The sequence below is a fragment of the Sphingomonas suaedae genome (assembly GCF_007833215.1).
Lineage (GTDB): Bacteria > Pseudomonadota > Alphaproteobacteria > Sphingomonadales > Sphingomonadaceae > Sphingomonas > Sphingomonas suaedae.
Window position 1 is genome coordinate 872,554 of record NZ_CP042239.1, and the last position, 23,039, is coordinate 895,592.

Annotated in this window: 25 protein-coding genes; 16 read left to right on the forward strand and 9 right to left on the reverse strand. The window is 66.1% G+C overall.

The window, feature by feature from the left end; genetic code table 11:
• Positions 1–106: 106 nt before the first annotated feature.
• The 6 genes from FPZ54_RS04130 (at position 107) to FPZ54_RS04155 (ending at position 7,956) form a co-directional block, all read left to right on the forward strand.
• Positions 107–2,098, forward strand: coding sequence for a 2-oxoacid:acceptor oxidoreductase subunit alpha (locus FPZ54_RS04130; RefSeq protein ID WP_145845225.1), 1,992 nt, complete (start codon positions 107–109; stop codon positions 2,096–2,098).
• Between the two features lie 13 nt (positions 2,099–2,111).
• Entirely contained in the window at positions 2,112–3,137 is a 1,026-nt protein-coding gene (locus tag FPZ54_RS04135; RefSeq protein WP_145845227.1) for a 2-oxoacid:ferredoxin oxidoreductase subunit beta, read from the forward strand.
• Positions 3,138–3,209: 72 nt separating this feature from the next.
• Positions 3,210–3,872, forward strand: a complete 663-nt coding sequence (locus FPZ54_RS20310; protein ID WP_145845228.1) for a hypothetical protein — start codon at positions 3,210–3,212, stop codon at positions 3,870–3,872.
• A gap of 195 nt (positions 3,873–4,067) precedes the next feature.
• Positions 4,068–5,441, forward strand: coding sequence for a cryptochrome/photolyase family protein (locus FPZ54_RS04145; RefSeq protein ID WP_145845230.1), 1,374 nt, complete (start codon positions 4,068–4,070; stop codon positions 5,439–5,441).
• Positions 5,442–5,497: 56 nt separating this feature from the next.
• Positions 5,498–6,778, forward strand: a complete 1,281-nt coding sequence (locus FPZ54_RS04150) for an SAM-dependent methyltransferase (RefSeq protein WP_145845231.1) — start codon at positions 5,498–5,500, stop codon at positions 6,776–6,778.
• The gene (locus tag FPZ54_RS04155) at positions 6,775–7,956 is read left to right on the forward strand and encodes a serine hydrolase domain-containing protein (protein WP_239019707.1); all 1,182 of its coding nucleotides are present in this window, start codon (positions 6,775–6,777) and stop codon (positions 7,954–7,956) included. The genes FPZ54_RS04150 and FPZ54_RS04155 overlap by 4 nt, the downstream gene beginning before the upstream one ends.
• A 3-nt stretch (positions 7,957–7,959) precedes the next feature.
• On the opposite strand, the gene FPZ54_RS04160 is transcribed toward FPZ54_RS04155, so the two are convergent.
• Entirely contained in the window at positions 7,960–10,269 is a 2,310-nt protein-coding gene (locus FPZ54_RS04160; RefSeq protein ID WP_145845233.1) for a coiled-coil domain-containing protein, read from the reverse strand.
• 81 nt (positions 10,270–10,350) lie between these two features.
• On the opposite strand from FPZ54_RS04160, the gene FPZ54_RS04165 reads away from it, so the two are divergent.
• On the forward strand, positions 10,351–10,647 hold the full coding sequence (locus tag FPZ54_RS04165; protein ID WP_145845235.1) for an Hpt domain-containing protein: 297 nt from the start codon (positions 10,351–10,353) through the stop codon (positions 10,645–10,647).
• 154 nt (positions 10,648–10,801) lie between these two features.
• On the opposite strand, the gene FPZ54_RS04170 is transcribed toward FPZ54_RS04165, so the two are convergent.
• The 5 genes from FPZ54_RS04170 to FPZ54_RS04190 all read right to left on the reverse strand — a co-directional run bounded on the left by FPZ54_RS04170 (position 10,802) and on the right by FPZ54_RS04190 (position 13,971).
• Positions 10,802–11,203, reverse strand: coding sequence for a DUF1801 domain-containing protein (locus tag FPZ54_RS04170; protein WP_239019708.1), 402 nt, complete (start codon positions 11,201–11,203; stop codon positions 10,802–10,804).
• Positions 11,200–11,607, reverse strand: coding sequence for a DUF1801 domain-containing protein (locus FPZ54_RS04175; protein ID WP_145845237.1), 408 nt, complete (start codon positions 11,605–11,607; stop codon positions 11,200–11,202). The genes FPZ54_RS04170 and FPZ54_RS04175 overlap by 4 nt, the downstream gene beginning before the upstream one ends.
• Positions 11,608–11,633: 26 nt before the next feature.
• Entirely contained in the window at positions 11,634–11,984 is a 351-nt protein-coding gene (locus tag FPZ54_RS04180) for a hypothetical protein (RefSeq protein WP_145845239.1), read from the reverse strand.
• Between the two features lie 79 nt (positions 11,985–12,063).
• A complete protein-coding gene (locus FPZ54_RS04185; protein WP_145845240.1) occupies positions 12,064–13,242 on the reverse strand; it encodes a vWA domain-containing protein in 1,179 nt (392 codons plus the stop codon).
• Between the two features lie 150 nt (positions 13,243–13,392).
• Positions 13,393–13,971, reverse strand: coding sequence for a CHAP domain-containing protein (locus tag FPZ54_RS04190; RefSeq protein WP_239019709.1), 579 nt, complete (start codon positions 13,969–13,971; stop codon positions 13,393–13,395).
• A 190-nt stretch (positions 13,972–14,161) separates the two neighbouring features.
• On the opposite strand from FPZ54_RS04190, the gene guaA reads away from it, so the two are divergent.
• From guaA to FPZ54_RS04210, 4 genes are all read left to right on the forward strand, one after another.
• The gene (gene guaA / locus FPZ54_RS04195; RefSeq protein WP_145845242.1) at positions 14,162–15,718 is read left to right on the forward strand and encodes a glutamine-hydrolyzing GMP synthase; all 1,557 of its coding nucleotides are present in this window, start codon (positions 14,162–14,164) and stop codon (positions 15,716–15,718) included.
• A complete protein-coding gene (locus FPZ54_RS04200) occupies positions 15,715–16,344 on the forward strand; it encodes a hypothetical protein (protein ID WP_145845244.1) in 630 nt (209 codons plus the stop codon). Before guaA ends, FPZ54_RS04200 begins: the two co-directional genes overlap by 4 nt.
• Positions 16,341–16,685, forward strand: coding sequence for an arsenate reductase (locus tag FPZ54_RS04205; protein WP_145845246.1), 345 nt, complete (start codon positions 16,341–16,343; stop codon positions 16,683–16,685). The genes FPZ54_RS04200 and FPZ54_RS04205 overlap by 4 nt, the downstream gene beginning before the upstream one ends.
• 62 nt (positions 16,686–16,747) lie before the next feature.
• A complete protein-coding gene (locus FPZ54_RS04210) occupies positions 16,748–17,182 on the forward strand; it encodes a hypothetical protein (protein WP_145845248.1) in 435 nt (144 codons plus the stop codon).
• Between the two features lie 15 nt (positions 17,183–17,197).
• Here the strand turns inward: FPZ54_RS04210 and FPZ54_RS04215 are convergent, their stop codons facing one another.
• The 3 genes from FPZ54_RS04215 to FPZ54_RS04225 are packed head-to-tail and all read right to left on the reverse strand — an operon-like array spanning position 17,198 to position 18,314.
• Positions 17,198–17,413, reverse strand: a complete 216-nt coding sequence (locus FPZ54_RS04215; RefSeq protein ID WP_145845250.1) for a helix-turn-helix transcriptional regulator — start codon at positions 17,411–17,413, stop codon at positions 17,198–17,200.
• Positions 17,406–17,837 (reverse strand): hypothetical protein, encoded by a 432-nt coding sequence (locus tag FPZ54_RS04220; RefSeq protein WP_145845252.1) that lies wholly within the window; start codon positions 17,835–17,837, stop codon positions 17,406–17,408. The genes FPZ54_RS04215 and FPZ54_RS04220 overlap by 8 nt, the downstream gene beginning before the upstream one ends.
• Positions 17,838–17,849: 12 nt before the next feature.
• Positions 17,850–18,314 (reverse strand): hypothetical protein, encoded by a 465-nt coding sequence (locus FPZ54_RS04225; protein WP_145845253.1) that lies wholly within the window; start codon positions 18,312–18,314, stop codon positions 17,850–17,852.
• 120 nt (positions 18,315–18,434) lie between these two features.
• Between FPZ54_RS04225 and panB the strand changes: the two genes are divergently transcribed.
• From panB to FPZ54_RS04250, 5 genes are all read left to right on the forward strand, one after another.
• Positions 18,435–19,295: a 3-methyl-2-oxobutanoate hydroxymethyltransferase gene (gene panB / locus FPZ54_RS04230; protein WP_145849566.1), complete on the forward strand. Its 861-nt coding sequence runs from the start codon at positions 18,435–18,437 to the stop codon at positions 19,293–19,295.
• 71 nt (positions 19,296–19,366) lie between these two features.
• Positions 19,367–20,071 (forward strand): tetratricopeptide repeat protein, encoded by a 705-nt coding sequence (locus FPZ54_RS04235; RefSeq protein ID WP_145845254.1) that lies wholly within the window; start codon positions 19,367–19,369, stop codon positions 20,069–20,071.
• Positions 20,068–21,390 carry a PQQ-like beta-propeller repeat protein gene (locus FPZ54_RS04240; RefSeq protein ID WP_145845256.1) on the forward strand — a complete coding sequence of 441 codons (1,323 nt, stop codon included), beginning with the start codon at positions 20,068–20,070 and terminating at the stop codon, positions 21,388–21,390. Before FPZ54_RS04235 ends, FPZ54_RS04240 begins: the two co-directional genes overlap by 4 nt.
• Before the next feature lie 26 nt (positions 21,391–21,416).
• Positions 21,417–22,781, forward strand: coding sequence for a ribosome biogenesis GTPase Der (gene der / locus FPZ54_RS04245; RefSeq protein ID WP_145845258.1), 1,365 nt, complete (start codon positions 21,417–21,419; stop codon positions 22,779–22,781).
• Positions 22,774–22,995, forward strand: coding sequence for a sulfurtransferase TusA family protein (locus tag FPZ54_RS04250; RefSeq protein ID WP_145845260.1), 222 nt, complete (start codon positions 22,774–22,776; stop codon positions 22,993–22,995). The genes der and FPZ54_RS04250 overlap by 8 nt, the downstream gene beginning before the upstream one ends.
• Positions 22,996–23,039: the final 44 nt, after the last annotated feature.

Consider the following 23,039-nt stretch of genomic DNA (forward strand, 5'->3'; position numbering starts at 1 on the left):
CGTCCCGCGAAAGTACCGGTTGCATGTGCCTGCCATCATTCTACCTTTCACTCCAAGCGCCCCGGGCGTAGAGGGCGCGGCACTTGAAGTTGCAGGATGACATTGAATGGCAACGGCCATCCACCAGGTGACGCCCGAAGAGGCGTCGGCCAACCCGCCGCCCGAAGCGGTTGTCGTCAGGTTCGCGGGCGACAGCGGCGACGGAATGCAGCTGACCGGGGGTCAGTTCACCCTGTCGACCGCGCTGGCGGGCAATGATCTTGCCACTTTCCCGGATTTCCCGGCGGAAATCCGCGCGCCGCAGGGGACGTTGTTCGGGGTTTCTGCATTCCAGATCAATTTCGGTTCGGCGGCGATCGAGACCGCGGGTGATGCGCCCGACGTGCTGGTGGCAATGAACCCGGCTGCGCTGAAGACCAATGTCGAGGATTTGAAGCCCGGCGGCCTCATCATCGCGGACGAAGGCGAGTTCAACAAGCGCAACCTCGACAAGGCGAAATATGCGCAGAACCCGTTGGAGGACGGCAGCCTGGCCAAATGGCAGCTGCTGAAGCTCAACATCTCGCAGCTGACGCTGGAAGCGGTGAAGCCGTTCGGACTTGGCAACAAGGAAGCGTTGCGCTGCAAGAATATGTGGACGCTGGGGCTCGCGCTCTGGATGTTCGATCGTGATCGCGCGCCGTTGATCGACTGGCTCAAGACCAAATTCGCCAAGGCGCCCGAACTGGCCGAGGCGAATATCGCCGCGCTGAACGCTGGTCACGCTTACGGCGAGACGGCAGAACTGGGCGCGCAGGGGATCGGCCAGTTGCACGTCCCGGCCGCGCCGGTCGAGCCGGGGCTGTACCGCACGGTGACGGGCGCGGATTCGATCAGTCTGGGGCTGGTCGCGGGCGCGCAGTTGGCGAACCTCAAGCTGTTCTATGGCGGCTATCCGATCACGCCGGCTTCCGCGATCCTGCATCATCTGGCGCGGCTGAAGGAATTCGGTGTCACGACCTTCCAGGCGGAGGACGAGATCGCGGCAGTCGCATCAGCGCTGGGCGCGTCCTATGCGGGCAGCCTTGGCGTCACCTGCTCCTCGGGGCCGGGCATCGCGCTCAAGACCGAGGCGATCGGTCTTGCGATCATGACCGAGCTGCCGCTGGTGATCGTCAATGCGCAGCGCGGCGGGCCGTCGACGGGGCTTCCGACCAAGACCGAACAGTCGGACCTGTATCAGGCGGTCTATGGCCGCAATGGCGATGCGCCCGTGCCGGTACTTGCCGCGCGGTCGGCCGCCGACTGTTTCGACGTAGCGATCGAGGCGGTCCGGATCGCGACGCAATATATGACCCCGGTCATGCTGTTGACCGACGGCTATCTGCAGAATGCGGCCGAGCCGTGGAAGGTGCCGGACATGGCGGACTATACGCCCTTCCCGGTGAAGTTCCATGAGGAAGCCCCGGCCGAGGGCGAGAAGTTCCTGCCCTATGCCCGCGACGAGAAACTGGCACGGCCCTGGGTCAAGCCAGGCACGCCTGGCCTGCTTCACCGCATCGGGGGAATCGAGAAGGCGATCGGCACGGGGAACATCGATTACTCGCCATCCACCCACCAGACGATGACCGACACGCGCCAGGCGAAGGTTGCGGGGATCGCGGTGCCGGATCAGGAGCTGGAACAGGGCGCACCGGGCGGCAAGCTGGTCGTCGTCGGATGGGGATCGACCTTTGGCCCGATCACTCAGGCGGTGCGGCGCGCGCGGCGCAAAGGGCTGGACGTCAGCCACATCCATATCCGTCACATCTGGCCGATGCCGAAGAATTTGGGTGAATTGCTAAAGGGTTACGAGCATGTCCTCGTCCCCGAAATGAACACGGGACAGCTCAAGACCGTGTTGCGCGACCAGTTCCTGGTGGACGCCAGGCCGCTGAACAAGGTGTCGGGACAGCCCTTCCGCATTCATGAGATCGAAGCTGCGATCGCGGCATTTTTCGACGGCGTGCCCGGCAACGAGGGCGGCAATCTGCCCGCCGATGACACGCAGCTGCCGAATTCGCAAGCCGGGCACGATGATGGCTCGCTGCGCGATACGACGTCGCCGCAGTCGGCTTGATCGGGATAGAGAGATGAACGAGATCACGACCATCCGCCCATCGACGCCCAAGGATTGGGAGACCGATCAGGAGGTCCGCTGGTGCCCCGGTTGCGGGGACTATGCGATCCTGAAGGCGGTGCAGCGGACGATGCCGGAGATCGGCGCGACGCCGGAAAATACCGTGTTTGTCAGCGGCATCGGCTGCTCGTCGCGCTTCCCTTATTATATGGAAACCTATGGCTTCCACACCATCCATGGCCGCGCGCCGGCGGTGGCGACGGGGGTGAAGCTGGCCAATCCGGACCTCGACGTGTGGATCATTACCGGCGACGGCGACGGGTTGAGCATCGGCGGCAATCACACGATGCACCTGCTGCGGCGGAACCTGAATTGCCAGGTGCTGCTGTTCAACAACGAGATCTACGGCCTGACCAAGGGGCAATATTCGCCGACCTCGCGTGAGGGGACCCGGTCGCCCTCGACCCCGTTCGGATCGGTCGATCATCCGGCCAAACCCTGCGCCTTTGCCTTGGGTGCAGGCGGGCGGTTCATCGCGCGCGGGATCGATGTGAACAAGAATCTGCCTGCGGTGCTCAAGGCCGCACACGCGCATCAGGGCACGGCGTTCGTCGAAATCTTCCAGAACTGCATTGTCTATAACGCCGACGTGTTCGCGCCATTCGTCGACAAGGCCAATGCCGGGCATCAGCTATGGGTTGAGCATGGTAAGCCGTTGATCTTCGCGGGCGGGACCAAGGGGCTGGCGCTCGATGTCCAGCGGCTGACGCTCAAGGTGGTCGATATCGTCGATGGCGACGTGTCGGGCGTGGTCGTCCACGACCAGACCAATCGCGGGCTGGCGCATATGCTGGTCGAGATGCCGTTCGGCCCGTTCCCGATGGCGCTGGGCGTGATCTATGACGATCCGGCGCCCACCTTCGAGAGCGCGGTGGTGGCGCAGAACGTCGCCGCGAGTGAGGGCAAGGTCGCGGACCTCCAGAAGCTGGTGAGCAAGGGCCAGACCTGGCAGGTCGAGAAAGAACCGCGCGCCGAATAAGCGTCGCAACACGCCGAAATGTGGGGGCAAACTGCTCCCCGCAGGTGAGCGTCTCCACTCCGGAGGCCGTTCATGTATTTCTTCCTGCCCTTTCTGGCGCTCGCGTCGATCCAGTCCACCTATGGTCCGGCGCTTCCGCCTGAGCCAGTGACCGCGAAGCCCGCCGATCTCGTCCTGACCGACGTGGAGCGGATGCTGCGCGTGCAGGGTGTCTCCGAAACCGGCATTCGCGCGCTGCGATCGGTGCCAATGCCGCAGATTGCGCGCGGCGCGACGACGGCGGCGCAATGCGCGGTCGAGAAGCTGGCGGAGGCAGAACCGATCCCGCTCGCCGATCTGGCCAGCGCGATGGAGGAGCGTGACGCGACGGCCGCCGCCCAGGCTCAGGCGCAGACGCGCTACATCATTGCCGCGCTGCGGGTGCTGGATGCGAACGACCGGCGCGTCTTCCTCAAAGTGGTGGGGAGCGGAGAACTGCCGATTGGCGGGATGCCGCCCCCGCGTCCCGAAGCGGGCCGACGCGGCAGCGCGAGCGCGGAGCGGGGCCCTCCGGGCGGCGTTGGCCCGGGCGGGCAGGGCAGGCGCAGCGAGGGCGGGGGCGCACAGCGGGGCAACATGCCCGGCGGTGGACCGGGCGGCCCGGGTGGCCCCGACGGGCGCGGCGGTCCACCGGCTGGATTTGCAGAGCGTGGGCCTGCGCCGACATCGGGTTGCGAACGCTATCTGGGCGGGTGAAGACCGGGTATTCAGACGTCGATGATCTGCGCATGTTCGAACACCGGATACCAGTCGAAATCGCGCTGGTAGAAGCGGTGAGAGCATCGAGCGAATCGATTGTCAGCGTCGCGACGGATATTTGCTGCGGCTTTGGCATTGTCCCTGTGTACACCGCCAGCGCGGCGTTGCGCCGCTCCGTTGCAGGGGGAATGAGTGCCCGATCCGACGATCCTGTGGTTCCGCCGCGATCTGCGCCTGTCCGATCAGACGGCGCTGATTGCGGCGGCGGCGGAGGGGCCGGTTATCCCCGTCTTCATCCTCGACGACGAGACGCCGAAGCATCGCGCGATGGGCGGGGCGTCGCGATGGTGGCTGCATCACAGCCTCGCAAGCCTGGACGCCGATCTGCGCGACAAGGGATCGCGGCTGATCCTGCGGCGGGGCAAGTCGGATGAGGTGCTGGCTGCGCTCGCTGCAGAGACCGGGGCGGGGCGCGTGCACTGTATCCGGCATTATGAGCCCTGGTGGCGCAATGCCGAGAGGGCGGTGGGCAAACGGCTCGATCTGGTCTGCCATGATGGCAATTATCTCGCTCCGCCGGGGTCGGTGACGACCGGGGCGGGGGAGCCGTACAAGATTTTCACTCCTTTCTGGCGCGCGTTGCGCGAGCGGATGCCGCCAGCACCGCCCGCAAATCGCCCGCGTGAAATCGCCGCGCCATCCCGGTGGCCGGAATCGGACAGGCTGGAGGATTGGCGCCTGCTGCCGACCCGGCCGAATTGGGCGCGTGGATTCGCGGAGTGGGAACCGGGCGAAACGGGCGCGCGCAAACGGGTCGACGCATTTCTGCGCCACGCCGCACGCTATGACGAGGAGCGCAACATGCCCGCGATCGAGGGGAGTTCGCGCCTCTCACCGCATCTCCATTTCGGCGAGGTGTCGCCCGCTTATGTCTGGCACCGCGTCGCCAATGCGGGCGGGTCGGTGGACGTGTTCCTCGCCGAAATCGGCTGGCGGGACTATGCGCAGAACGTCATTCTCCAGTTCCCGGACTATGGCGCGAAGAACGGGCGCGAGAGATATGATAGACTGCCGTGGCGCGACTTCCGCTCGTCGGCGGTGCGCGACGAGTTTGACGCCTGGACGAAGGGGCGAACCGGCTATCCGATCGTGGACGCGGGAATGCGGCAGCTCTGGGCGACCGGGTGGATGCATAACCGCGTGCGGATGATCGCGGCGAGCTTTCTCATCAAGCATCTGCTGATCGACTGGCGCGAGGGCGATCGCTGGTTCTGGGACACGCTGGTCGATGCCGATTACGCGAGCAATGCGGTCAACTGGCAATGGGTGGCGGGGACCGGGATCGACGCCAATATGTGGAGCCGGATCATGGCGCCGCTCGGCCAGTCGGAGAAGTTCGACGCGGCGGGCTATATCCGGCACTGGGTGCCGGAACTGGCCGGCGTGAGCGACGTGGCGATTCACGACCCCGACGCGCATCGCTGCCGCCCGCGCGCGTATCCGCGCAAGATCATCGCGCACAAGGCGGCGCGGGAGCGAGCACTGGAGGCGGGGCGTGCGATCTGAACTGCGGCGTCACTTGGCGCTTGCTCGACTCGATGCGCCGTGGTTGTTGCGCGACGATGCATTCACCGGCACGCAATAGGGGCCGCCGGGACGGCTGGGACGAGGATGCACGAGCGCCGAATAACGGGCTGTTCGCGCAATTGCTCGCACCTGCGCTGCGCAAGTTGCTCGACCGGATCGATGCGGGGCTGGCCGAGGGGGCAATCGATGCGACGCTGCCCGGCGGCATTCGCAGGCGGCTGGGCGCGCGAGCGCCGGGTCCTGAGGCGGTGGTCGAGATTCGCAGCTGGCGCGCCTTGTGGCGGCTGGCGACGGGCGGGTCGGCGGGTTGGTATGAAGCGTGGCAGGCGGGTGAATGGACCAGCCCCGATCCGGTGCCATTGTTCGACCTGTTCGTGCGTAACCGCGCGTCGCTGGGTGAGGCCGGGCGGGCCCGGGGGCCGATGCGGCTGGCCAAGCGCGTCTGGCACTGGCTGCATCGCAATTCGCGGGCCGGCTCGCGGCGCAACATCGCCTATCATTACGATCTGGGAAATGATTTCTACGCGCCCTGGCTGGACGCGAGCATGACCTATTCCAGCGCGCTGTTCGCGCCGGGCGTCGAGACGCTGGCGGATGCGCAACAGGCGAAACTGGCCGCCATCCTCGACCGGACGGGGACCCAGCCGGGCGAGTGCATCCTGGAGATTGGCTGTGGCTGGGGATCGTTCGTCGAACGCGCCGCGCGGGCCGGGCGGCAGGTCCATGGCATCACCCTCTCGACCGAGCAGAAGGCCCATGTCGAGGCGCGGATGGCGCGGGGTGGGCTGGGCGGGGTCGAGGTGTCGCTGACCGACTATCGCGACGTCACCGGGACCTATGACGCGGTCGCCAGCATCGAAATGGTCGAGGCGGTAGGGCAGGATTATTGGTCCGACTATCTCGGCACAATCGCCCGGGTGCTGAAGCCCGGAGGACGCGCCGCGATCCAGTATATTGCGATCGACGATGCGATCTTCGAATCCTACGCGCGCAACGTCGATTTCATCCAGACCTATGTGTTTCCGGGCGGGCTGCTACTTTCCGAGTCCCGGTTTCGCGCGATTGCGGAGCGGCATGGGCTGCGCTGGGAAGACCGGGTGGAATTTGGCGCCGATTATGCCGAAACGCTCAGGCTGTGGCGCGCGGCATTCGACCGGGCTGTCGTCGAAGGGCGGTTGCCGATCGAATTCGATCGACATTTCATCGATTTGTGGCGCTATTATCTGATGTATTGTGAAGGCGGATTTCGCGGTGGCGGGATCTGGGTGGCGCAAATCACCCTGGTCAAGGACCAGGCCGAAAGGGGAGAGCGATGATGGGCAAGCGGGCAATCTGGCTGGCGGCGGGTGCATTGGTGCTGACCGCATGTACGCCGCGAACCGAGCCGCCCGCCGCAGCGTCGCCCGTCGCGGTCTCCGCCGAGGACTCCGCGCGGCTGCGCCAGGTGGGCGCGGCGATCCTGTTCTGGTCGCAGGAAGAGCGCGAACGCAACTTCCCGGCGATGGAGAAGATCTTTCCCGGCAATGTGGTGAAGGCCGGCGGCAAGGTGCGGCCGCTGCCCAAGGGGGCGCCGCTGCCGCTCGCCGACGCGGAGGTCGCGGCATTCATGGCGGCGCAGAAGGTCGCCGGGTTGATCGTTCTCCAGGACGGCAAGATCCGGCTGGAGCGCTATGCGATGGGCTATGGCCCGAACGGGCGCTGGACGAGCTTTTCGGTTGCCAAGTCGGTCACGTCGACGCTGGTCGGCGCGGCCATCCGGGACGGGTTCATCAAGTCGATCGACGATCCGGTGACGCGCTACATCCCCGACCTGGCCGGGGCGGGTTATGACGGAGTGACGATCCGCCAACTGCTGACGATGACGTCGGGCGTGCGCTGGAACGAGGATTATACCGATCCCGACAGCGACGTGGCACGGATGTTTGCCGAGCCGGTGCCGGCGGGGCAGGACCCGACGGTGGCCTATATGCGCAAGCTGCCGCGGGTCGATGAACCGGGGAGCAAGTTCGTCTACAAGACCGGCGAGACGAACCTGATCGGCGTGCTGGTGCGGCGGGCGACGGGGAAGACGCTTTCGGCCTACCTCTCCGAGAAGGTGTGGCGGCGCTATGGGATGGAGCGGGACGCCTTCTGGATGACCGACCAGACCGGGGCGGAAGTGTCGGGGTGCTGCCTGTCGGTGTCGCTGCGCGACTATGCCCGGATCGGCCAGTTGACGCTGGACGGCGGGAAGGGGATCGTGCCGGACGGGTGGTTTGCCGAGGCGACCAAGACGCAAACCACCTTCCCGGGCGGCGGCTATGGCTATCAATGGTGGACGATCCCCGGCGGCTATTACGCCGCGCAGGGGATTTTCGGGCAGGTCATCCTGGTCGATCCGGCGAGCAAGCTGGTGATGGTTGCCAGCAGCGCCTGGCCCAAGGCGACCGATCGCGACCTGTCGCAGCAGCGGCTGGCCTTTGCGATGAAGGTGCTCGCCGCGGCGAAGCAATAGCGCCTAGCCGCGCAGGCGCTCGATCGCCTGGGCCAGCGCGACGTAGAGCTTCCCCATGTCGGAGGAGAGCAGGGTGACGCCGAGCGGGGCGCCGTCGCGCAGGGCAAGCACCTGACGCAACATCGCCTCGAAATCGTGGATGTAGCGGTTCACCTGCTCACGGAACTCGGGATCGCCCTCGTACAGGCTGGAGACTTCGCGGGCCTGTCCGCTGTCGAGCAGGCGGACGGCGCGGCGGGTGAAGACGCCGCGGTCGCCCTTGAGATAGGCGGCCCAGGCGCTGTCGGACACCTCGTGCGCGAATGCCTTGGAGATGTCGATCGAGGCGGAATTCAGCGCTTCGACCAGCAGCGAGACGCGGCGCGCGAAATTGTCGCGATCCGCATTCTCGCGTTCGATCCGCGCTTCCTCGATCCGTGCCTCGACCGCGGCCGAGGCTTCGTTGATGCCGAGCATCTGGTGGGACAGCCGCTCGGCGGCGCGGGCGGCGGCGTTGACCGCGCCCTCGGTCACTTCGCCCAGCTCGATCAGCTGGCTGCGCACGCTGTGGTCCATCGCCCGGCGGAGCGCGGCGTTGCCGGCTTCTTCGAGCTGGCGCGCGGCTTCCGGGACAAGCCCGGCGAGCGCGGCCCGGGCCTGGTCGGTCGCGGAGTTGGCGGTTTCACGGATGCGGAGCAGCGCATCGACCAGTTGCGGCGCGGCCTCGTCGGCAAAGCGGCGGGCATTGGCGATCGCGCGATCGACGACATCTTCCAGTTCCGCGGTCTTGGCCTGCCCGTCCTCGAGTGAGTCGAGCAGCGACGCCTGCGTCTTGGCGAGCGTATCGCGCTGTTTGCGGACGACATCGGCGATCGCCTCGATCGCGTCATGCGTGCTCTCGGCGGCAGTGACGAGCGCGAGCAACTCCGGTTTGGACGCGGCGATGACGCTGCGGGTCGATCCGATCCGCTCCTCAAGCCGGGACAGCGCCTCGGGCATCGTCTCGTCCATCTCCCGCGCCGAGGCGTCGAGCGCGGTCAGCAGTTCTTCGGCGGTCGAAATGACGCGGCGTGCCGTCTCGTCGCCGATCTTCAGCGTTTCGGTCATCGCGCCGGTCGAGCTGTCGAGCGCGCTGATCGAGGCGGAGAGCGCCTGGGTCCGCTCCATGCCGGTGGAATGCAGCGCGGCCATCTGGCCATCGGCCTGGGCGATGCCGCCGGTGACCGAAGCGAGCAGGATGTCGATGCGGGTCTGTTCCTCGCCCAGCCGTTCGCCAATCCGCTCGATCGTGCCTTCGACCTCGGCGATCCGCGTGCTGACCGTGTCGATGCTGTCGCGGCCCGCCTTGTCGAGCGAGGCCTGGTTGGCAGCCAGCATCGCCAGCATCGCCTCGCCCTGTGCGGCGATGCCCTTGCGCGCCTCATCCACCGCAGCGGCGGCGCGATCGAGCATCGCGTCCACCGTCTCCGACATGCTGGCCGCGACGCCCTCAAGCCGGGTGCCCGCGGATTCGCTGGTCGCCTCCATCCGCGCGATATGCGCCGCGAGCCGCTGGGCGGCGCCCCCGGCGATCGTGTCCGCCTCGCGGCCGCGTTCGCCCAATGCGACGAGCTGGGCGTCAAGGGCAGAGGCATGTTCGCTCGCCTTCATCCCCGCAGCGTCGAGCGTCGCGGCCATGCCGGTCATGCTCTCATGCGCGCGGGGCAGCGAAGACAGAACGATGCCGACGCTCTTTTCGGCTGCGGCGCCGCTTTCGACCAGCGTCTGCGCACTGGTGGCGACGGCGCGCGCTTCGGCGGCCATGCCGTTGGAGATCGCCTGAAGCCGTTCCGCGGCGGTGTCGCCCATCGCCATCAGCGCGGTGGTCTGTTCGGCGAGTTCGGCGCGGTTTGCGTCGATCTTGCGCGACAGGGTGGCGACGACACGTTCGAGGCTCGCGGCTTCGGCGCGCATCGCCCGGGCGGTCTTGCCGAAGCGCCGCGCCTCGGCGGCGCTGGTGCGCAGCGCGAGCAGCCAGAAGATGCCGATCAGCGCAGGCGGGACGCACAGCGCGGCGATCAGCTGGACGAGTTCGGTCGGCGGGGGCGGGGCGGCGACCAGCGGCTGGAGCAGCCAGCCGGCCACGCCGATCCAGACGAGGATCAGCCCGATGGCAAAGGTCGGCAACGCCCATCTGCGGCGCAGCCTGGGAGGGGCATCGTCCTCCGCATCGTCACGATCGGCGGCGACATCTTCGATCAGAAGATCGTCGTCGCGCGGCGTTTCCGCATCGACCAGCAGCAGCTCGTCGGCGTCCAGCGGCCGTGGGCCGGCAGATTTCAGTCCCCCGTTCATCGTCCCGGTTTAGCACAGGTCCGGGTTTGCCGCCTAGCATTGTGAAACCACTCATTAAGCACGGCGAATCTAGGGTCGGGCATGGCGTATGATCCCGGTGCAATCGATGCGACGCTGGCGGCTGCTGTGGGCGACGAGCCCGGGCTGATCGCCGAGCTGCGCGAGGCGTTTCTGGACAGTGCGAGGCGCGCGCTGAAGACCCTGTCGGATGCGGGCGAGGATCCGGCGGCGTGGCGCGGCGGCGCGCTGCGGCTCAAGGGTCTGGCGGCGAGCTTCGGCGCGGTGCGTCTGATGGCGCTGGCGCAGGATGCGGCGGATGCTCAGGCCGGCGATCGCGCGGTGCTGCGCAAGCTGGAACGGGCGGTCGAGCGGCTCTGACCTGCCGCGGATCGCCGCGGAAGTTGACACAGGCTTTACACTATCAGCCCGCCGTCGCGGCGACATTTCAATGTGCGTCGCAGGGGAAGCGAGCGCTGATCCTGTCAAAGAGCGGTCCCGGCCAAGCAGTTGAAATCCAACATTTCAAGCGGAATCAGCGCCGTCTCGGTTTCGCCAGGTTATGGGCGACGGCTGCGCCGACCAGCGCGCGAAAGGCTGCGGCGTCGGGCAGTTCGCCCTCGCGCAGGTCGATCGCGCGGCGGGTGCCGCCGTCCAGACTGGCGTTGAACAGTTTTGCCGGGTCGGCGAGCGATGCGCCATTGGCGAAGGTCAGTTTGACATAGCCTTTGTACACTTCGCCGGTGCACAGGATCCCCGCATGTTCCCAGACGGGCACGCCGTTGGGATTGCTCGGCTTGCGCCACTTCACCGTCTCGACCACCTCCGGGTCGGCTTCGCGGATCAGCGCACGCATCGCGGCGAGCGTTTCGCCGCGCCAGTCGCCGAGGCTTGCGATGCGCGCGTCGATCAGAGCGGAGGGGTTTTCGTCGGTCACAGCTTTTCCCCGGGCAGCTTGCTCGCCTGTTTGATCCAGTCCTCGAGCTGATCCTCGAACGCGTCGCCTTCGTGGATGTGGACATAGCGGGTATCGCCGCTTTTCGACGCGACCGGCGGGACCGGATCGAGCGACTGGCCGCGGAAAAAGGTGAGTTTGAGGTAGCGGTCGAAACAATGATAGCTGAGGAACCACAGGTCCTTTTCGAGGCCGTAAAAGGGCGAGTTCCACTTGATCGCCTTTTCAACCCCGGGGACGCAGCGTTCGACCAGTGCATCGATGCGGCGGCCGACATCGCGTTTCCAGCCGGGCATCGCGGCGATATATGCCCGAACCGGAGCGTCACCATAGCCTTTTGGAATTTGCGGGTTGCCGCCGGACAGGAGGACTGGCTTGTCGGTCATTCTCTACCTCCCGGCGCCATTCCGCGTCAGTTGAAGCAGCGCGCGCGGGTCACGTGATCGAATGCGCCCTTTTTCTCGATGGTGATCGCGACGCCATTTTCATAGCCGGTGCGCTTGCAATAGGAGCGGGCAGCCATGCCGCAATCGGCGCCGCACAACAGGCTGACCGCTGCGGTGATTTCGCGGCGGGGCGACGGGCGCGGGGGGCCGGGGCGCGAATAGTCGCTGCGACGCGACTCGCGCTCAAGATCTTCGACCCGGCGCTCGAGCCGTTCTACCCGGCGCAGCAATTCGCGCTCGACATCGCTTTGGAGCATCGCCGGAGTGGCTCCGGACGCGGCAAACAGCATCGACATGCCGATCGTAAGCAGACCCATGATATCTTTCCCCTTTTTCGTCCTGAGACGGGCAGAGGCTAATCATTTCGGACATGGGCGAGCAAGCCGAATCAGACCGTCACGTCTTGCGGCTCAATTCGCGCATGGCGTCGTCGAGTCCCGCCAGGGTCAGCGGGTACATACGGTCGTTCATCAGCTCCCGGATGATGCGAACTGACTGGGAATAGCCCCATTGTTCCTCGGGGATCGGATTCAGCCAGACGGTGGCGGGATAGGTGTTGGTCACCCGCTGCATCCAGGCAGCGCCCGCTTCCTCGTTGAAATGCTCGACCGATCCGCCGGGGTGGCTGATTTCATAGGGCGACATCGACGCATCGCCGACGAAGATCACCTTATAATCATGGCCGAACTTGTGGAGCACGTCCCAGGTGGGCGTGCGTTCGGTGAAGCGACGGCGATTGTCCTTCCACACGCCTTCGTACAGGCAGTTGTGGAAGTAGAAGAATTCGAGATTCTTGAATTCGGCGGTGGCCGCGCTGAACAGTTCCTCGCAGAGCTTCACCCACGGGTCCATCGAGCCGCCGACGTCGAGGAACAGCAATAGTTTCACCGCATTGTGCCGTTCCGGGCGCATCTGGATGTCGAGCCAGCCCTGCCGCGCGGTGCCGTCGATCGTCGCGTCGATGTCGAGCTCGTCCGCCGCGCCTTCACGGGCGAAGCGGCGCAGGCGGCGCATCGCGACCTTGATGTTGCGGGTGCCGAGTTCGCGTGTGGAGTCGAGATTCCTGAACTCGCGGCCTTCCCAGACCTTCAGTGCGCGTTTGTGGACGCTCTCGCCGCCGATGCGCACCCCTTCGGGATTGTAGCCCGAATTACCATAGGGAGAGGTGCCGCCGGTGCCGATCCATTTGCTGCCGCCCTGATGGCGCTCATGCTGTTCCTCGAGTCGCTTTTTCAGCGTCTCCATGATCTCTTCCCATGAGCCGAGCGACTTGATCGCCTCCATCTCTTCAGGGGTGAGATATTTCTCCGCGATCGCCTTCAGCCACTCCTCGGGTATCTCGGCGGTCTGCACGCCATAGGTCGACGCGATGCCCTTGAAGACTTTGGCGAATACCTGATCGAACCGGTCGAGCAGCCCCTCGTCCTTCACGAAGGTCGCGCGGGCGAGATAGTAGAACGCCTCCGGCGTGCGATCGATCACGTCGCGGTCGAGCGCCTCGAGCAGCACGAGATGCTCCTTCATGCTGGCGGGAATGCCCGCGGCGCGGAGCTCGTCGACGAAGGAGAAGAACATGATCGGAGTTTGGCGCGGGGAGGGGGCTGCGTCCAGCCCTCAACCTATCGTCCCGCCGGGCTTGGCCCGGGGTCGATCTCCTGACCGGTCGTCCAGATGGACGGTGCGGGAGATGGGCCCCCGCTTTCGCGAGGGTGACGGATTGAAGGACTATCGCGCGTAGGCGTCGATCAGCGATCCGACATAGTCGGGCTGGTCGCCGGTGAGTTCGGGGGCGGGGCGGGCCTTTGCCACCTTGGCCCCGCTGACCGGGCGACCGTAGATGAAGCCATGGACCGGATAGGTGGTCGATCCCAAGCCGCGATTGTCGCGATACCAGACCTTGACCCGGCTCCAGTCGCCCTGTGGCGACACGTCGAACAGCGTCACATCCTGCTCCACCTGTCCGCGTTTGCCGCCGATGCGCGACCAATTGGCGTGGGTGACCATCAGGACGCGCGGTTCGATGATGCGGCTGACGACCGCGACATGGCCGAGCGGGAGGGCGGCGGATTTGGCGAAGGCGACGACGGCGCCCACCTCCGGCGTGTCGCCGCGTTGATATTTGGCTTCGGCCTGGCTCCACCAGGTCCAGGCATCGCCCCAGATCTGGATGCCCGACGCGGCGCGCGCGAACGGCACGCATTCGCCGACATAATCGAGGATCGATGCCGAAGCAGGCGCCGCGATGCATGTCGCGGCGCCGAGAATCGACAGCATGATCCGGCGGGGGGTCCGGTTCGACTGCATGGGGTGAGGGTAGGGTGTAGGCGCTTCGGAATGCTTTGCGGACGGGGTTAAGGACGCGGTGACCATGGCGGAGGCTGGAATCCGCAGCGCGCATAATGGTTCCTGGGGTGGCCTATGGGAATTTATCCTCCCCCCTGGCGGGGAGGATTGGGAGGTTTACACCCGCCGCGCCGCTGCCTATCGGCTCGCCATGACACAGCCGGGCGAATCCATCCTCATCGTCGATTTCGGCAGCCAGGTGACCCAGTTGATCGCGCGCCGCGTGCGCGAGGCGGGCGTCTATAGCGAAATCGCTCCCTTCACCACCGCCGCCGAGGCATTCGAGCGGATGAGGCCGGGCGGGGTGATCCTGTCCGGGTCGCCCGCATCGGTGCTCGATACCGGGTCGCCACGCGTGCCGGATGCGATCTTCGAGAGCGGGCTGCCGGTGCTGGGCATCTGTTACGGCCAGCAGGTGATGATGCAGCAGCTGGGCGGCAGCGTGCAGCTGGGCGATAGCGGCGAATTCGGGCGCGCGTTCATCGACATCGCCGACAGCTGCGTGCTGTTCGACGGGCTATGGACCGAGGGCGAGACGCATCAGGTGTGGATGAGCCATGGCGACAAGGTGACCGAGCTGGCGCCGGGCTTCCGTCCGGTTGCGGCCAGCCCGGGCGCGCCGTTCGCGGTGATCGCCGACGACAGCCGCCGCTACTATGCGATGCAGTTCCACCCGGAGGTGGTGCACACGCCGGACGGCGCGAAGCTGCTCGCCAATTTCGTGCGGCACGTCTGCGGGCTCAAGGGCGACTGGACGATGGCGGAGTTCCGCCAGGCGAAGATCGACGAGATCCGCAAGCAGGTCGGCAGCGGCAAGGTGATCTGCGGCCTGTCCGGCGGGGTCGACAGCGCGGTTGCGGCGGTGCTGATCCATGAGGCGATCGGCGAGCAGCTGACCTGCGTATTCGTCGACCATGGCCTGATGCGCAGTGGCGAGGCGGATCAGGTCGTGTCGCTGTTCCGCGGGCATTACAATATTCCGCTGGTGCATGTGAACGCGGAGACGCTGTTCCTCAACGGTCTCGCCGGGGTCACCGATCCCGAGGCGAAGCGGAAGTTCATCGGCAAGACCTTCATCGATGTCTTTGAAGCCGAAGCGAAAAAGATCGGCGGCGCGGAGTTCCTGGCGCAGGGTACGCTCTATCCCGACGTGATCGAGAGCGTGAGCTTCACCGGCGGGCCGTCGGTGACGATCAAGAGCCATCACAATGTCGGTGGCCTGCCCGAGCGGATGAACATGAAGCTGGTCGAGCCGCTGCGCGAGCTGTTCAAGGATGAGGTCCGCGCGCTTGGCCGCGAACTGGGACTGCCGGACGTGTTCGTGGGGCGGCATCCGTTCCCCGGACCCGGCCTGGCGATCCGCATCCCGGGCGAGGTGACCAAGGAACGCTGCGACATCTTGCGCAAGGCGGATGCGGTGTATCTTGATGAAATCCGCAACGCGGGGCTGTATGACGCGATCTGGCAGGCGTTTGCGGTGCTGCTCCCGGTCAAGACGGTCGGCGTGATGGGCGACGGGCGCACCTATGACAGCGTCTGCGGCCTGCGCGCGGTGACGAGCACCGACGGGATGACCGCGGACGTCTATCCGTTCGACGCGAGTTTCCTGACGCGCGTTGCGACGCGGATCGTCAATGAGGTGAAGGGCGTTAATCGCGTCGTGTACGACTATACCTCAAAGCCGCCGGGGACGATCGAGTGGGAATGATGCGTTTCGCCACGCTGCCGCTGCTGGCCATTGGCGCGGCCTGTAGTCCCGCTGCGCCGGATGCGGCGGGCGGCAACGCGATCGACAATCGTGTGGCCGTGCCTGTGGCAGATAGCGCGACCGGGAACGCGGCAGTGGCGGCGACGCCCGAGCCGCAGGCTGGACCCCGGCCCCTGCTGGCGATCGCGCCGGGCGGGCTCAGCCTGATCGATCCAACGAGCGGCCGCGCGCGCCAGCTCGAATTTGGGGTCGAGCGCGCCATCGTCGCGCGCGGCGCCGAGGCCGCGCTGGGCAAGGCCGGCGCGACCGGCCGCAACGGTGAATGCGGCGAGGGTGCGATGGACTTTGCCAAGTTCGACGGGCTGACCCTGTGGTTTCAGGACGACAAGTTTGTGGGCTGGTTCCTCGACGGTGCGACGCCCAAGCTGACCACCGCGTCCGGCGCCGGGATCGGCTCGACCCGCGCGCAGGTCGCCGACGCGCTGGCGATCCGCGACGTGCCGGACTCTTCGCTGGGGCGCGAGTTCACGACCGCAAGCGGTTCCTTTTCCGGGCTGCTCGAAGGACAGGGCGATGATGCCAAAGTCACTGCGCTCTGGTCCGGCCAGGCGTGCATCTTCCGATGATCGACCTTTACGGCATCCCCAATTGCGATACGGTCAAGAAGGCGCGGGCGTGGCTCGACGCCAACGGCCTCGCCTACAGCTTTCACGACTATAAGAAGGAAGGCGCCGATCCCGCGCGGCTGGCCAAATGGGCCGATGCGGTGGGGTGGGAGCGGCTGCTGAACCGCGCCGGGATGACGTTCCGCAAGCTGGACGACGCGGACAAGGCCGATATCGATCAGGCCAAGGCGCTGGCGCTGATGGCGGCGCATCCGTCGCTCATCAAGCGGCCGGTGGTCGAGGTGCGCGGCGCGGTGCTGGTGGGGTTCAAGCCGGACGACTGGGCCGAAGCGTTGCTCTGACGAAATGATTGGCAAAATCGCGATTTAGGATAGGCTCGCGGCATCGAGAACGGGAGGGTTCGATGACCGATGCTGGTTCAAGGGTGCCTGCGTGGTTCACCGTCGCGGGCGTGCTGCTGATCCTGTGGGGGCTGATGGGGTGTGCGTCGCTCTACGGGCATTTCGTAATGGGGCCGGACATACACCAGAATCCGACGGCCTATGACCGGGAGCTCTACGCTTCGCTGCCGATGTGGTACGGCATCGTCTATATCGTCGCGGTGCTGAGCGGGCTGTTCGGCGCGATCGCCTTGCTGATGCGTCGGAAGCTCGCGGTGGTCCTGTCGGCGGTGTCGGTCGTCGCGGTCATCATCCAGTTCGGCTGGATGTTCCTCGCGACCGATATCATTGGCGCAAAGGGCCTGTGGGTCGTCTATTTCCCGCTCCTTATCCTCGCCGTGCAGCTGTTCCAGCTGTGGTTCGCGAACAGGGCGGCGAGCAAGGGCCTGTTGCGCTGAACCGGCGGGGAGGGGTCAGGCCCCCTCCCATTGGAACACGTCTTCGAGTGGCTTGTCGAAGACGCGGGCGATGCGGAACGCGGTTTCGAGCGTGGGGGAATATTTGCCCTGCTCGATCGCCGCGATCGTCTGGCGCGTGACGCCGACCCGCTCGCCCAGATCGGCCTGGGTCATTTCCTCCGCCATGAAGCGCAACATGCGGATCCGGTTGCTGATCGGGGGCTTAGCCATGCCAGCCTCTCCGATAGCTGAGGACGGCGACGGCTTGACGGACGATTTCGGCGATCACGATGGCGGCGAGCGCGGAATTGGCGACGGCCCAGCCGGTATCCGTCAGCGGCAGGACGACACCGACCCACAGCATCAGCGAGAGCAGGACATAATAGCCGATACCGGCACCGCGGCGGGCGACCGCGCGATCGCGCTCATCGGGCTGCGCGCGCGCTTCGCCGCCCATCCGGGCCCGCAAGACCAGCCAGCCAACCCCCAGGATCAGCAACCGCGCGAGCGTCGCGGCGGCGAACAGGCCGACAAAGGTCAGCGTTTCCATCCTGCCCGGAGCGGGATCGACGATGCTGACCGCGATGAAATAGCCGCCATAGGCGATTACCATCCCGATGAGTTCCAGCCAGGCGAGTCGTTCACGATAGGCCATCAGGAGTTCCTTTCAGCTCTGGCGACGGAACTGGACGATCTGCCAGACCGACTGGACGATCGCGGCGATCACCAGGGCGGCGAGCAGCGCATTGCCCATCATCATCGCCGCCACCATGCCGGACGGACGCCCGATGGCGGTCGGGGCTGCGACCGCGAGCAGCGGCGAGGCGAGCATGATCGCGACCACCGACAGGCTGAGCACCGCATAGGCAAGATTGCCTGACCGTGCTTCGATCTCCCGCTCACGCGGATCGGCGGGCTGCTCCGCCTCCGACGGGCGGTGGATGGCGATGGCGGTGATCGCCGCGACCTGGATGACGACGAGCAGGATCACGGCGCCGGCAAATCCGCCCAGCATCTCGCCGGGCTGGGGCTGGCCCTGCGCCAGCGAGGCGCCGAACTGCGCGAAATAGATGCCCCAGACGACCACCATCGTCACCAGCATCACCCACTGGACCTTTTCCCTGTAAGACATATTCGCCCTCATGTTTTATAAATATTCCTCTATGTTAAATATAACGTACATTGAGTCAAGATATATGTGCATGGCTGCAAGCCTCTGGTGAGGCTTCGGGCGATCGGCTATCTCGCGGCCATGTCCACGACCTTCACGATCGACACGTCGACCAGCCGGGCGACTCCGACTCCGGCGCCGATGAAGCGGCTGACCGTTCCCGCGATCCAGAACCGCAAGGGGAAGGAGCCGGTGGTGATGCTGACCGCTTACACCGCGCGGATGGCGCAGCTGCTCGATCCGCATTGCGACGTGCTGCTGGTCGGCGACAGCCTGGGGCAGGTGATCTACGGCCTGCCCTCCACGTTGTCGGTGACGCTGGACATGATGTGCGCGCATGGCGCGGCGGTGGTGCGCGGCAGCTATCATTCGGTGGTCGTGATCGACATGCCGTTCGGCAGCTATGAGGGCAGCCCGCAACAGGCATTCGCATCGGCATCGCGGATCATGGCGGAGACCGGTGCGGCGGCGGTGAAGCTGGAGGGGGGCGAGGCGATGGCCGAGACGGTCGCGTTCCTCACTGCGCGCGGCATTCCGGTGATGGGGCATGTCGGGCTGACGCCGCAGGCGGTGAACGCGCTGGGCGGCTATGGCGCGCGCGGGCGTGGCAATGCCGAATATGCCAAGATCATCGGAGACGCCAAGGCGGTGGCCGAAGCGGGCGCCTTTGCGATCGTTGCCGAGGGCGTGGTCGAGACGCTGGCGAACGAGATCGTCGCTGCGGTCGGATGCCCCGTGATCGGCATTGGCGCGTCGGCCCAATGTGACGGCCAGGTGCTGGTGACCGAAGACATGCTGGGCATGTTCGAGCGCACGCCGCGCTTCGTGAAGAAATTCGACGATATGGCTGGCCGCATTTCCGCCGCGGTCGAGACCTATGCAGCGGCGGTTCGCGACCGCAGTTTTCCGGGCGACGAGCAAGTCTATAAGCCGAAGGACTGACCCGCTTTCGTTTCCCGTTCGGCGCGGCTAAGGTCCGCGCCCGCACCCCTGTTCCCTGATGGAGTTCCCCCTTGGCGCTGAGCCCGCAAAGCAACGAAGCCTTTCTGCGTGAGGTCGACGAAGAGCTCCGCAAGGACCAGGCGTTGCACGTCTGGCAGAATTACGGCCGCTGGATCATCGTCGCGGTGATCGCGGCGCTGGTCGCGTTCGGCGGCTGGCTCTACTGGCAGACCCATGACGAGGGGCAGCGCGGACTGGAGGGCGAGAAGTTCCAGGCGGCGTTCAAGGCGCTGAGCGAGAACAAGCCGCAGCTGGCCGAAACGCCGCTCAAGGAACTGGCCGAATCGGATACGCCCGGGTTCAATGCGATGGCGCGTTTCACCCAGGCGGATGTGCTGCTGGAGAAGAACGACCTCAAGGGCGCGGCGGCGATCCTGGGCGCGATGGCGGCGGACAAGGATCTGCCGCAGGAGTTTCGCGACCTGGCGCTGATCCGCCAGACCATGGCCGAATATGACACGTTGAAGCCCGAACAGATCGTGGCGCGGCTCCAGCCGCTCGCGGTCAAGGGCAATGCCTGGTACGGCAGCGCGGGCGAGATGGTCGCGGGCGCCTATCTGCGCCAGGGCAAGCGCGGCGACGCGGGCAAGCTATATGGCGAGATCGCCAAGGACGAGAGCGTTCCCCGTTCGATCCGTCAACGCGCGGTTCAGATGGCGGGCGTACTTGGGGTCGACGCCATTGTCGACGAGGGTGAGGACAAGAAGGCACAATGATGAAGTCGGTTCGAATCCCCGTCGCGATTGCGGCGCTGGCAGCGCTCAGCGCATGTGGAATCTTCAAGGGCGGCGACAAGAAGACGCCGACGCTGGGCCAGCGCGTGCCGATCCTCGCCTCCGAAACCGGGATCAAGGCGGACCCGACGATTGCCGAGGTGGCGGTGGTGCTGCCGATGGCGGTGGTCAATCCAGCCTGGACCCAGCCGGGGGGCAATGCCGCCAAGGCGATGGGGCATCTGGCGCTGAGCGAGACGCCCTCGCGGGTCTGGTCGGCGAAAATCGCCGGGACCAGCGGCCGGGTGCGGCTGGCGGCGGCGCCGGTTGTGGCCGACGGCAAGCTGTTCGTCGTCGATACCGACGCGGTACTCCATGCCTTTGACGCGACCACCGGCAGCCGCCAGTGGCAGTTCGCGACCTCGACCGACAAGGAGAATCGCAACGCCAGCTTTGGCGGGGGTGTGAGCTTCGAAAACGGACGCCTGTTCGCGACCAACGGCCTGGGCGAGGTCGTCGCGGTCGATGCCAATGCCGGGACCGAAGTCTGGCGCAAGAAGCCGGGCGGTCCGCTGCGCGGTGCGCCGACGGTCTCGAACGGCAATGTCTATGTCGTGTCACAGGACAATCAGCTGTTCGCACTGAGCCAGAATGACGGCGCGGTGGTGTGGACCCAATCCGGAACCCCGGAAACCCAGGGCGTGTTCGGCGTTGCGGCGCCGGCCGCGGCGCAGGGGACGATCGTCGCGGGTTTCTCGTCGGGTGAGCTCAACGCCTATCGCTATGAAAACGGCCGCGCCCTGTGGACCGACACGCTGTCGCGCTCGACCATCTCGACTTCGGTGTCGAGCCTGGTCGATATCGACGCCGAGCCGGTGATCGATCAGGGCCGCGTCTATGCGGTGGGGCAGGGCGAACGGATGGCGGCGATCGAACTCGCCACCGGACAGCGGCTGTGGGAGCAGAGCCTGGCCGGGATCTCGACGCCGTGGATCGCGGGCGAATGGCTGTTCGTGATGGGCGACGACGCGCGGCTGGTGTGCATCGCCCGCGGCACCGGCAAGATCCGCTGGATCGCGCAGCTGCCCGCCTGGCGCAACGAAGAGGACAAGAAGGGACCGATCAACTGGGTCGGGCCGATTCTGGCCGGCAATCGCCTGTGGGTCGTCAATTCGCGCGGGGCGCTGATGTCCGCGTCGCCGTCCGACGGCAGTATGGGATCGACCATCGATGTCGGCGATTCGATCAGCCTTCCGCCGCTGGTTGCGAACAATATGCTGTATGTGCTGACCGACAAGGGCGAGATCAGCGCCTATCGCTGAGGGAGCAGTTGGGATAGAGGGCGCCCATGCGCCTTCCAACCATTGCCATTATCGGCCGACCCAATGTCGGCAAATCGACGCTGTTCAACCGCCTGGTCGGCAAACGACTGGCGCTGGTCGACGACCAGCCCGGGGTGACGCGCGACCGGCGTGAGGGCGATGGCGAACTGCTGGGCCTTCGCTTTCGCCTGATCGACACGGCGGGATTCGAGGATGAAGACGCGGCGAGCCTGCCGGGTCGAATGCGGGTGCAGACCGAGGCAGCGGTGCGCGAGGCGGATGTCGCGCTGTTCATGATCGATGCCCGCGCGGGCGTGACCCCGCTGGACGAGGAGGTCGCGCGCTGGCTGCGCACCTCGGGAACGCCGATCGTGCTGCTGGCCAACAAGGCCGAGGGGCGCGCCGCCGAGCCCGGCATTCATGAGGCGATGGCGCTGGGGCTGGGCGATCCGGTGCCCTTCTCCGCCGAACATGGCGAGGGGATCGTCGATCTGTTCGAAGCGCTGCGGCCCTTTATCGAACGTGAGGATGATGAGGGCGAGGAGGAAGACCCCGACTCGCCGGACGCGCCGCTGAAGCTCGCCGTGGTCGGACGCCCCAATGCGGGCAAGTCCACGCTCATCAACAAGCTGCTGGGTCAGGATCGGCTGATTACCGGGCCGGAGGCGGGGATCACCCGCGATTCGATCGCGATCGAATGGCTGTGGACCGATGCGGAGGGCAATGACCGTCCGGTTCGCCTGATCGACACCGCCGGGATGCGCAAGCGCGCAAAGGTCCAGGAGAAGCTGGAGAAATTGTCGGTCGCCGACGCATTGCGCGCGGTGGATTTCGCCGAGGTCGTGGTGCTGCTGCTCGACGCGACCAAGGGGCTGGAGGTCCAGGACCTCAAGATCGCCGACAAGGTGCTGCAGGAAGGGCGCGCGCTGGTGATCGCGCTCAACAAATGGGATGTGGCCGAGAACCAGTCGAGTCTGTTCAATGGCGTCAAGGGCGCGCTCGAGGAGGGGTTGGCACAGGTAAAGGGCGTGCCGCTCCTGACGGTGTCGGGAGCGACGGGCAAGGGGCTGGATACGCTGATCAAGGTGGCGTTCGAGACTCGCGAGGCGTGGTCGCGGCGCATCACTACCGGCCAGCTCAACCGCTGGTTCGAGCGCGCGATCGAGGCCAACCCGCCGCCCGCACCCGGCGGCAAGCGGATCAAGCCGCGCTACGTGACCCAGGCGAAGACACGGCCGCCGAGCTTCATCCTGTTCGGAACGCGGGTCGATCTGCTTCCCAAGAGCTATGAGCGCTATCTGGTCAACAGTATGCGCAAGGAGTTCGATTTCGGCGCGGTGCCGGTGCGGCTGACGATGCGACCGTCGAAAAACCCGTTCGACCGTGAGTGACGCGGCAGCGCCGGTGCGGATCGATGCGCGCGGCCTGAAATGCCCATGGCCCGCCTTGCGGCTGGCGCGTGCGTTGCGGGGCGGCGCGGATGCTGTGGAGATCCTGGCCGATGATCCGGCCGCGGAGCGCGAGATCGCGGCGCTCGCACGGTCGCAGGGTCTGAAGATCGAGCATTTTTGTGCAGAAGGCGCCGACGGATTTCGCATCGGATAGGCCCGTTCCAGCTTCGCTGAATCGGCACCGGCCCCTCCTGCACC